Origin of the sequence: Azospirillum sp. B506 (assembly GCF_000333595.1) — a bacterium.
In the GTDB taxonomy this organism is placed as follows: domain Bacteria; phylum Pseudomonadota; class Alphaproteobacteria; order Azospirillales; family Azospirillaceae; genus Azospirillum.
This window is the reverse complement of the sequence record NZ_BADK01000827.1, coordinates 1-10,363: the sequence shown is the minus strand read 5'-3', so window position 1 is coordinate 10,363 and position 10,363 is coordinate 1. Positions and strand designations below refer to the sequence as shown.

At 66.0% G+C, this 10,363-nt stretch carries 7 protein-coding genes and 1 pseudogene; all 8 read right to left on the bottom strand.

What is annotated here, in order from left to right:
* Positions 1-718: ATP-binding cassette domain-containing protein (locus tag I71_RS25765; RefSeq protein WP_042700611.1), on the bottom strand; the 718-nt coding region annotated here is incomplete at its 3' end.
* 358 nt (positions 719-1,076) lie between these two features.
* Positions 1,077-1,892, bottom strand: a complete 816-nt coding sequence (locus I71_RS25760) for an IclR family transcriptional regulator (RefSeq protein WP_199902257.1) — start codon at positions 1,890-1,892, stop codon at positions 1,077-1,079.
* A gap of 180 nt (positions 1,893-2,072) precedes the next feature.
* The gene (locus tag I71_RS25755) at positions 2,073-3,260 is read right to left on the bottom strand and encodes a tetratricopeptide repeat protein (RefSeq protein WP_042700608.1); all 1,188 of its coding nucleotides are present in this window, start codon (positions 3,258-3,260) and stop codon (positions 2,073-2,075) included.
* 63 nt (positions 3,261-3,323) lie between these two features.
* Positions 3,324-4,811, bottom strand: a complete 1,488-nt coding sequence (locus I71_RS25750) for a mechanosensitive ion channel domain-containing protein (protein WP_042700606.1) — start codon at positions 4,809-4,811, stop codon at positions 3,324-3,326.
* Positions 4,812-4,848: 37 nt separating this feature from the next.
* The gene (locus tag I71_RS25745) at positions 4,849-6,798 is read right to left on the bottom strand and encodes a methyl-accepting chemotaxis protein (protein ID WP_042700602.1); all 1,950 of its coding nucleotides are present in this window, start codon (positions 6,796-6,798) and stop codon (positions 4,849-4,851) included.
* 28 nt (positions 6,799-6,826) lie between these two features.
* Positions 6,827-8,236 carry a chemotaxis protein CheW gene (locus I71_RS25740; protein ID WP_042700600.1) on the bottom strand — a complete coding sequence of 470 codons (1,410 nt, stop codon included), beginning with the start codon at positions 8,234-8,236 and terminating at the stop codon, positions 6,827-6,829.
* Between the two features lie 19 nt (positions 8,237-8,255).
* Positions 8,256-9,332 (bottom strand): hypothetical protein, encoded by a 1,077-nt coding sequence (locus tag I71_RS25735; RefSeq protein WP_083897404.1) that lies wholly within the window; start codon positions 9,330-9,332, stop codon positions 8,256-8,258.
* 739 nt (positions 9,333-10,071) lie between these two features.
* Positions 10,072-10,363: pseudogene (locus I71_RS25730) on the bottom strand (vacJ-like lipoprotein); the annotation flags it as partial.

Here is a 10,363-nt window from a genome sequence, read left to right as displayed (position 1 = left end):
TACGCCCATCGCGCAGCACCGTCACCCGGTCGACGATCAGCGCCATTTCGTCCAGCCGGTGGGAGATGTAGACGATCCCCACCCCCTGCTCCCGCAGGTCCCGGATCACCTGGAACAGCAGGGCGGTTTCGGATTCGGTCAGGGACGAGGTCGGCTCGTCCATGATGACGATCTCGGCGTTCAGCGACAGTGCCTTGGCGATCTCCACCATCTGGCATTGGGCGACCGACAGCGATTTCACCGGGGCATCGGGGCGGATATCGACGCCGAGCCGGTCGAGGCAGGACTGGGCCTGCCGGCGCAGCGCGTCGCGGTCGATGAACAATTTGCCGGGCCAGCCGCGTTTCGGCTCCCGTGCCAGGAAGATGTTCTCGGCCACGCTCAGATGCGGGACGAGGTTCAGTTCCTGGTGGATGATGGCGATGCCCGCCCGTTCGGCGTCGAGCGAGGAGGCGAAGCGCCGGACCTCGCCCTTGTAGGTGATGGTGCCATTGTCGGGCTGGTACTGGCCGCTGATGATCTTCATCAGCGTCGATTTGCCGGCCCCATTCTCGCCGCACAGCGCATGGACCTCGCCCCGGCGCAGGTCGAAGCCGACGCCGTCCAGCGCCAGCACGCCGGGAAACCGCTTTGTGATGTCGTCCAGCCGCAGCAGCTCGGTTCCCGCCGACTGACGCGGAAACCGGCCGGGGGCCGTGTCGAGCGACGCCTGCTGCATTGCACCTCCCCATCCGGTTCGGTTGGCACTGTCGTCTGACCGGGGTATCGGGCAAGCCGCCGCTCCTGTGCCGCGCCATCGGGGCGAGGCCGGGCAAGAGCGGTCGGGGGCCGGTCAGCTGTCGGTCGCCACCACGCCGGCGCCATCCAGTGCGAAGGCAAGGGCGGCGGCACGGGCCATCCCCTGTGCTGCGGCGGTGGCGGTCTTGCCCTGCAGTCTGGCGGTCATGGCGATGCGTTTCCCCCAACTCGATGTCCGGCCTGTTTGGAGTGCGCCGGTTGCATCGCGGTTGACGCAATCCGCGTCGCGGATCGTATGTTTTATATACACATCGCTGTTGCGCCTGTAAATCGATCCGTCAGTCCAACGAAAAGATTTCCGATATACGCCGAGTGGCGTCGTCCAGGGCGGCGAGGATCTCTTCCGGCTCCTTCGGGACCTGGCGGGTGCGCAGGTAGGGGCAGGTCAGGGCGGCGACGGCGCCGCCTTCGCGCCGGTCGATCACCGGGCAGGACAGATCGACCACCGCCTCGGTGATGCCGCTGGGACGGGCGACATGGCCGGCGGCGCGGATGCTGTCGAGCGTGCGGTCCAGTGCGTCGAGGTCGATCCACGGATCCTCCCGCCGCAATTCCTCATACAGGGCATGGCGGCGGCGGGCGCCGATGAAGGCCATCAGGCAATGGCCGGACCCGGTCAGCACCAAGGGCTGCCGATAGCCGATGCGCACCGTGAAGCCGATGTGGCTGGTGCTCTCCACCCGCGCCCACACTGCGATCTGCGTGCCGGACATCACGGCAAGATGGCAGGAATAGCCGGTCTTCTCGGCGAAGGCGTTCATGAAGGGCAGGGCGATTTCGATCAGCGAGCGGTTGACCGGCCGGTTTATCCCCAGGCGGAACAGCCGGTCGGTGACGCGGAAGCGGTCATCGCCCTCCAGCCGCTCGATATAGCCGCGCTGCGCCAGCACCGAGACCATGCGGAAGATTTCGCCCTTGGTCCGTCCCACCCCGTCGCCGATCTGCTGCAAGGATTGGGGCTCTCGGCACTCGGACAGGAATTCCAGGATGTCCAATCCCTTTTCCAGTGCCGGGGCGGAGTATCGCCGCTCCCGGTCAGGTGTGTCCGGCAGATCGGCGGACATGTCGGTTGGGTCGGTGTCGGCTCCGTTCATTGTGGCGTCCCCTCATTTGCCGGCGCGGCTTCGTTTTACCTATGATTCCTATGCTGCACCGGAAAAACAATGGACGACTTGCGGCACCGCCGCCTTCTCACGCCGTAAATCTCACGTACAGCGGCGGGAGCCCCGGCTTTCCGAAGCTCCTGCCTTGCTGGGTCAACTCATCCCGTGCCTTTACTTGGCGGTGGTGGCGTTCGACACCTTGACCGGCGTCGGCTGTGCCGCCGAAGGCTTGGCCAGATCCTGGCGCAGATCGCTGGGCTTCAGCGGTTCACCCTTGCGCCAGGAGATGTGGTAATAAAGGCTCGCGACCTCCGGGTAGGTTTCAAAGTTGTCAAGGTTCGCGCGGGCCTTCGTCTGGTTGCGTTGTGCGCACACCACGTCTCCCCGCTCCGTGCACAGTTCGGCGCGCAGCGACGGCACCAGGGCGCTGGTCGGATCCCAATATTCGGCATCGTCGAGCGCCGTAATGGCCTGATCGTAGCGGCCCGTCGCCATGAAGGCGCCGGCGCGCACCAGATCCCCGGCGGCGAGCAGCGTGTAGGCGCGCTGATAGCGGGCGGACTCCATCGCCGGCTTCAGATAGGTTTCCACCGACTTCTCGTCGTCCTTCACCAGCATGACGAAGGCGCGGTTCACGCGGGGGAACAGCAGGGCAGGGTCGGTCTGGTCGGCTTCTTCAAACAGGCGGGCGGCCTCGTCGGGCTTCTGTTTGTGCAGGGCGACGATGCCCGCCATGTTCAGGATGCTGGCCCGTTCCCGGTAGTAGGTCTTCGAGGCGTAGGTCTTCAGCTCGCGCGCGATCAGCTCGTCGACTTCGGTGTAGTCGTGCTGACGGTCGGCGTTCTGGAGCGCGTAGACCACGGTCACATAGGGGGCGAGATGCTCCATCACCTCCTGTGCCGCGCGGCCCATCATGTCGGGCAGCGATTCGCCATCCTTGCGCTTGACGATCACGGGGAAGGGCGGCTCGTCCGGGTCGCGCACCATGGCGACGAGCTGGAGCTTGCCCTCCTTCTCGTCCTTGGCGAAGCTGCCGTTCACCGTCGCCGTCTTCATGCCGAAGGTGTGCTGAACGGCGGCCGTCATATCCTCCAGCTTCAGCGTCTTGGCCAGCACCGCCCCCATGGTCTTGGCCTTGGTCGAGCGCACGCTCGGGCTGCCGAAATAGGACTTGGTGTCGCCGATCTCCTGCAGCTTGGCGATGAACATGTCCTCTATGACGTCACCCTTCGCGGTCCCCTTGGACAGCTCGTCGGGCATGTAGAGGCTGACGGCGACGCTGTCGGCATGCAGGACGGCATCGGTCGAGATGATGCCGAAGGCGGCCATGAAGGCGACCGCGAGCGAAATGGGATCCATGGTGTCACCTCTTCTCTGGCGTTTTCGTTGAATTTGACCGGTGGGACCGGTTGTCCGGCGGTTTCAGCCGGTGTTTGCGACCGGGCCGATGCCTGAGCCCTGCCGTCCGACGGGGGCGGGAAACAGGTGCCGCATCTGCCGCAGGGTGTCGGCGATCCGTTCCTCATCCTCGTTGGACCGGTTGGAGGAGCCGGCGACGAGATTGCGGGCGACCCGCTCCATCGTACCGGCACCGGCGCCGAACAGGGATTGCAGGGCGTCGGGGCCGAATTCGCACAGCAGGACCGGCGTGCGGCAACGCACGGTGCTGCCATGGGCTTCGCCGCGCAGGATGGCGGGATCGAACAGGTCGCCGGGGCGCAGCGTCGGCGGCAGCGGATCGCGGACCGACCGGCGCCCGGCATCCGCCGACAGAAGCCCCTCCAGCACGAGATAGAGCGAGGTTCCGGCCTCTCCCGCCTGGATCGCCACCTGTCCGGCCGGCAATTCCCGCATCGTCGCGTGGGACGCCAGCAGACGCAGCGGCGCATCTCCCACCCCGCGGAAAAGAGCGGTGGCGCGCAGCAGGGCGGCGAGACCGGCGGTGTCGGGACCGGCGCCGCCGGCCTGCCGGAACGCGCCGTCCGCACCGGATGGGCCGTCGGCCAGGACGGTCGCGGTCTCCAGCCCGGCGAAGGCGAGATGGGTCAGCACCGTCTGCAGGATCATCGGCGATGCGTTGCCGAGATGACGCCATTCCGCCTTGTAGAAGATGGCGTACTCCACGCCTTCGAGCCGGATCGACTTGACCTCGACCCAGGGGACCGGCGTGTCGGGCCCGGCAAGTCCGGTCATCGCCTCCAGTGCCGCCGCCTGGAGGATGCGGGTGGCACGGGCGAGCGGCACGCGCGCGTCGAGCGTCAGGGTCACGAAGCGGAAGCTGTTGGCCTCCGGCTGGCTGAAATTGGTGATGGTGAAGGCGCTGAACTTGCTGTTGGGGAAGATCACCAGATCGCCCATGAAGTCGCGCACACGGGTGGTGCGCCAACTGATTTCCAGCACCTGACCGCTGATCTTGCTGTCGCCCGACCGGTGGATCTGGATGTATTCGCCGATGCGGATCGCGCGGTCGATGTTGAGGGCGATGCCGGCGAACACGTCCTGCAGCAACTCGCGCAGGGCCATGCCGAGCACGAGGCCGGCGACGCCGGACGCCGCCCACAGCACCGTCAGATCCTGCTCGAACACGATGCCGGCGCAGGCGGACACGGCGATGCCGAAGATGACCAGACCGGACATCTGGCTCAGCAGTTTCGGCACCGGCGACCCGGTGGTGGACGCGACGATGCCGTCGAAGATCACATATTGGACGATCCGCTGCACCAGCACGGCCAGCGACAGGAAGGCGGCAACGCCGAGCACGTATTTCAGCACGCGGCGCGTGCTGTCCATCGCGGCCAGCCCGAAGCCCTGGAAGCTGTCACCGCCGAGATAGAAGCCGAACAGCACCACCAGCGTGATGAGGAACGGCGCGGTCAGTTTGCCGGCCGCGCGGCGCAACCCTTCCTTCATGGCTTTCCCCACTCCTCCCTGTCGCGTGCGGCTGTCGTCAGGCGGTGCGGATGCGGGCGGTTTCCGCCTTCAGGCGCTGTGCCATATCGGTCAGTGCGGCCATGGTGGCGGAGATCTCCTCCGCAGCGCCGGCCGTCGCCTGCCCGGTCATGGAAAGCTGCTCGACCCGATCCTTCAGCAGGCTGGCCATCGCGTTCTGCTCGTCGATGGCGGCGGCGATGGACTGGGCGGTCGTGCCGCTGTCGCGCGACGCCTCGACGATGCGACCGATCGCCTCCGCCGCCTCGCCGGCGGCCCGCACGCCGGATTCCACGCCCGCGGATGCCTCGCGCACCAGCGTGCCGATGTCACGGGTGGCGGCGGTGACGTCTTCGGCCAGCGACGAGATCTTGGCGGCGATCAGGCCGAAGCCGCGGCCGCTCTCTCCCGCCCGGACCGCCTCCAGCCCGGCATTGAGCGCCAGCACATAGGTCTTGTCGGCGATCCCGGCGATCAGGGCACTGATCCGCTCGATTCCCGCCGTCCGCTCGGCGATGCCATCGACCGCCCGGCTGAGCGAGATCAGCGTTCGCTGCCCGTCCTCGGCAAGGTCGGCCGTGCCGCGCGCCAGGGTGCTGCCGCGTTCGGCATTGCGGGCGATCTCGCCGATGGCGGCGGCGGTCTGCTCGATGGCGCCCGACACGTCGGTCAGCGTCATCATCTGACCGGCCGCCTGACGCGACACGTCGATGGCCGCCGCTGCGGTTTCCGTTGCCGATGTGGCGACCTGCTCGGTGGAGCCGTTCACCGCGCGCAACACGGTGGCGAGCTGCTCGACCGCACTGTTCAGGTTGTTCTTGATGGCGGCGAAGTCGCCCTGGTGCGCACCGTCGACGGTTCGGGTCACATCGCCCTGGGCCAGGGCCCCGGCGAAGCCCGAGATCTCGTCGAGCAGCAGGGCCAGCGCGTCGATGCTGCGATTGACGTTGGCCTTCAGGGCCCGGAGGTCGCCTTCGTAGGACCCGGTCATGCGGCCACGGATATCGCCGGAGGACAGCCGCGCCATCACCGAAGCCACCTCGAACAGCGGGGTGGTCAGCACCTCCACCAGTTCATTGGCGCCGCGCACCAGAACGGCGAACTCACCGGCATGGCGTTCCGGCTCCACCCGCACGGACAAAGCACCGCCGCGAGCCGCCTCGATCAGGTCGCGCAGGTCCCCAGCCACCGCCTTCAACGTCGCGGCGATGCCTGCGGTCGCGCGCAGCATATGGCCGATCTCGTCCCGGCGGCCGTCGTCGGCGACCGTGACGGTCAGATCGCCCCGCGCCATGCGGTCGATCACATCGCGGGCCTGACCGAGCGGTCCGGTGATCGAGCGGATGATCGCCACCCCGAGCGCCGCCCCGACCAGCACCGCACCGATCAGCAACCCGATGGTCCGGCGGACCGTCAGATCGTACAGGGCATCGTTCTGCTGGTAGACCGACTTGGCGACGGTCAGCTGCAACTCGATCAGCGCCGACATCGCATCGGAAACCGGCTCGATTGCCGGATACAGCTCGTCGATGACGAAGCGGTCGAGCCGCTCGGAGCGGCCGGCAGCGAGAATGCCGCGCAGCCGGTCGGCCGCGCGGTCGGCGTCGGCCATCAGCGGCTCGGCTTTCGCCACCAGCGCCTTTTCCTCCTCGACCAGATAGGTCGCCAGATAGGCCCGCCATTTTTCGCGGATCCCGGCCCGGGCGGCGTCGATGGCGGTCAATGCGGTTTCGGCGGGCACATTTCCGTTGCGGGCCTTGTGCGCCATATCGACGATGTTGACCGCATACAGGTCGGCGATCATCTTCAGATCGCGCAGCGGCACCACCCGGTCATTGTAAACCGTGTCGAGCGCGTCGTTTCCCAACTTCATGCCATGCAGGGCGATGAGGCCGATGATGGCGGTGAAGGCGTTGAGGACGACCACCAGGACCGCCAGCTTCTTGCCGATTTTCAGGTTCTTGAACATTGCGCCGGGGCACTCCTGCAGGGTCCGCTCACCAATTTGAAAGCCAGCCGGCGAATGACGCCCGCATGGCCGTCCGGACGACATTTCCGGGGTCCGCCCGCCATGGACGGCGGAAGGCGTCGGGCCGTACCAGACAGTCCAGAACCGGCTTTCCGGTCATGGACGGACGGACCGCCCCGGCCAGCGCTGCCATCGCATGCGGCAGCGGTGGCGGCGCATGCCAGCCGAAGCCGCCATCCGCCGCTTCGATCCGTCCCGTCAGCAGGGCGATGGGGCGCTGGCCGTCGCGCTTCAGCACCACGCAGCCGGCCGGCCCGCTCGTGCCCCCGAATGCCGTGTCGATGTCGAAGACGGGGATCGATCCGGGGCGGCGCGACCGCTGGAGGTCGTCGGGGCAAGGCATTTCCCTCACCTCCCGCACCATGGCGGCCGGTGCGACCAGGACCACGGGACCGGCCGCCATCGCGACATGGCTATGGCCTGCCGAAGGCGCGGACAGGGGCTGGACGGCCGTGCGGACCGCTTCGCGTGCCGCCGGCCGCTCGATCGGCAGGAACCCGCTGGCACCCGGATGAACGACCTGGATCGGGCGGTTGCCTGCCCCGTCCCGCCACCACAGGGAGGTTTCACCATCGGCATCGACGGCGACCAGGTCCCGGCGTGGCAGGCTGTGCAGGCCGAACAGTTCGGCGACCGTCAGGGCGATGGTCCCGTCGGGCGTGCGCAGTCGCAATGCCCAGCTGTCGCTCCCAGGCGTTCCATCCCCAAGCCAGCGGGCAAGGGAGTGGGCCGGCAGCAGGTCGCCGTCCAGCATCACCATCTGACGGTGGGCGATGCCATGCGCGGTCAGAAATCCGTCCGGACGGCCGACACCGTCGACCAGCGTCGCGGGAATGGCGACGCGGTGCCCGCCACCGGCGACCAACAGCACATCCAACTCTTCGGTTGCCCGGTCCGCATCGCCCGGCGCCGTTGCTGCCTGCCGCGGTCCGGTGGTGGCCAGACCGCCGAGCAGATCGTCCGGATCGATGGAGAGGGAAGCGCCGTCGGTCGGCTCCGCCCTGTCCCACTCCTCCAAGTCCCACTCCTCCAAGTCCCGCTCCTCCAAGTCCCGCTCGCCGGTCTTGACCTCATCGACCCGCAGGGACAGCGGCCCGGCCGCGTGGTCCAGTTGCAGGCTCCATCGGCCGGCACCCGGTCGTCCATTGTTCCGGGCACCGAGGTCGATCTGCGCGGCGGCCACACCGTGGGTGAAGACCACCCCTTCGTAACCGCGCGGAGCGAACGCCACCGGTGCGGCGGGAACCGCCAGATCGACGGCCGCCACCCGGCTTGCCGGCACGGCGACATGCTGCCCGGCGACGAGAACGGTCACGGTCGCCGGTTGAGCGGCTGGCCGCAGCGCCGTCGAACCGGCAATCGGGAGCGGGGCGGTCATGGTCGTCTCCACCGTTCCGTCAGGCGGCCGAGGCGACGGCATAGCCATTGACGCCGACGTATCCGGCGAAGGTCGCCAGACACAGCAGCAGGTTGGCGATGCGGGCGAAACGCGGAGCGCGCTTGTGGGTCAACTGCATCAGGACGACAGCGAGCGCCGCCAGCAGGATGGAGGCGAAGGTCGTGCTGACGATCACATCGGCAAGCGTGAAGGTCGAGGCGGGCGGCAGATAGCCGTCCAGCGCATATTTGTTGCCGACCGCGGCGAAGACCGCCGCAGCGCACAGGCCGATCCGCGATCCCGCCATCGACTCGAAATCCAGGAAGAAGGTGAGCAGGGCCAGCAGGAACGCGACGCCGAATCCGACGAACAGGCTGCACAGCAGACGGATTCCCTGCCGCTTCACCGTAATGGTCGCGACCACCCGCGAATAGACGCTGTCCTCCGACAGGGTGGGGTCGCCGTAGGAGGTGTTGTAGGTCACGTCCTGGGCAGAGAGTTCGAAACCCTCGATGGTCCAACCCGGCACGGTCGCGGCCGGATCGATGCGGCTGTTCTTGCTGTCGGCGACGAAGCGGATCCGGTTGGTGTCCGATTGGCCATCCTCGACCATGATCACCAGCTTTTGCCGGTCGAAGGGGAAGCGGGTGATCTCCCAATCCTCCGCCAGCACCGCGCCGTGCTTTTCCTGCTGCCAGCGGATTCCCTTGCTGGTATCGAGCGAGGCGAACTTTACGCTGTCGGACTTTGCGTTGGCGATTTCCACCGTTGCATGCGGATCGTATTCGGGGTTGTCGTGCAGGTACCAAAGCCAGAAGGAGGCGTAATAGGACCGCTTCGACATGTCGAAATCGAGCAGCTGGGTGAGGTACATGCCCACCTTCACCTCGGTCGGCCCATTCGGTCGTGCCGGCGCGGCGGGAGGCGGCGTTGCGCCGTCGGAGGCCGGTGGCGACGATGCGGCTGTAGCGGGCGGGGCGCCGGCTGCGGCAGGAGATGCGTCCGTTGCCGCCCAGGACGGCGAGGCGAACTGGGCAAGGGCGACGGTCATCAGCACGGTCAGAATGGCACCGGCGACGCCGTTCCGAAACGACACCGGTCCTCGCGCGCATGGGGCAAGTCTGGTGGCAAGTCTCGGTGCCGATCCCTGCTCAGTTGGCTCTGTCACAGCGCTTCGCCTCCCTTAGGACATTTTTTCAACGTGCGGAGAAATTTTCAAAAGAGATCGCCGATAACAAATTGCCGACAAAAGAAAGAAGGTCTTCAGTAAAAATTTGAATCTAACGGCATTATCATTTGCCTCCGGCGTAATTGTTTAAGTGTTTAAACGACCGATGAATGATATTATTTATAAAGGAGAGGAGGGGTCAATTCGGACAACCCCTATCAGGCTTCCAATTTCCGGTATAAAATCATTGTTGATTTTCAATTTACAAATAAAATCAATAAAAATTGATTGCGATGACCGCTGTTCATAATAAATATCGTAGTCGCACAGCGATTATTTCGGCAATGAGCGGCTAAGATCACAAGAAATTTTGATCAATCTTCCAGATATACTGAGGGTATTTGGGGAATTGACCGGTCTGTCAATCCCGAAACCCAGCGCAGTTCGTCGGGAGGGACGCTACAGGGTGCGGAAAAAGGCTTTTGCGTCGCGAGGGAGGGGGCTTTTGGCAAGATTAGGAAAGTCCGAAGCAAGATACTGGTGGTATCTTGCAAGGTCTTGACGCGAGATTGCCGGAAAGAACCCGGCCGCAGCAGGAAAATGGCTTTTCCGCACCCTGCTAAAGAGCGGTGATGTGGCTGTTCCTCGATGGCGTGTGCAGCCCCGCTTATCGGGCCGCGACCGTGTATGCCCGCTGGACGGAAAGGCTCTTGCGCGGCCCCGGACGGTCGTCTTCGGGGAAGGCCGTTCCGGGCGACGAGCGCCCCCGGGCCGGAGGCGTCCGGTCGAGCGACGGAGGAGCCGAAACCGGCCCTTTTGCCGGTGGTGTCTCGATCGGCTGGGCGCAGCGTTCCCGCCGCTGCTTCAAATAGGCCGCGCGGGTGGCATCATAGTCCGGCAGGCGGATGTTTTTCGCTTCGATGTCGAATTGCCGGGTCGCCGTGATGTCAGCCACCACC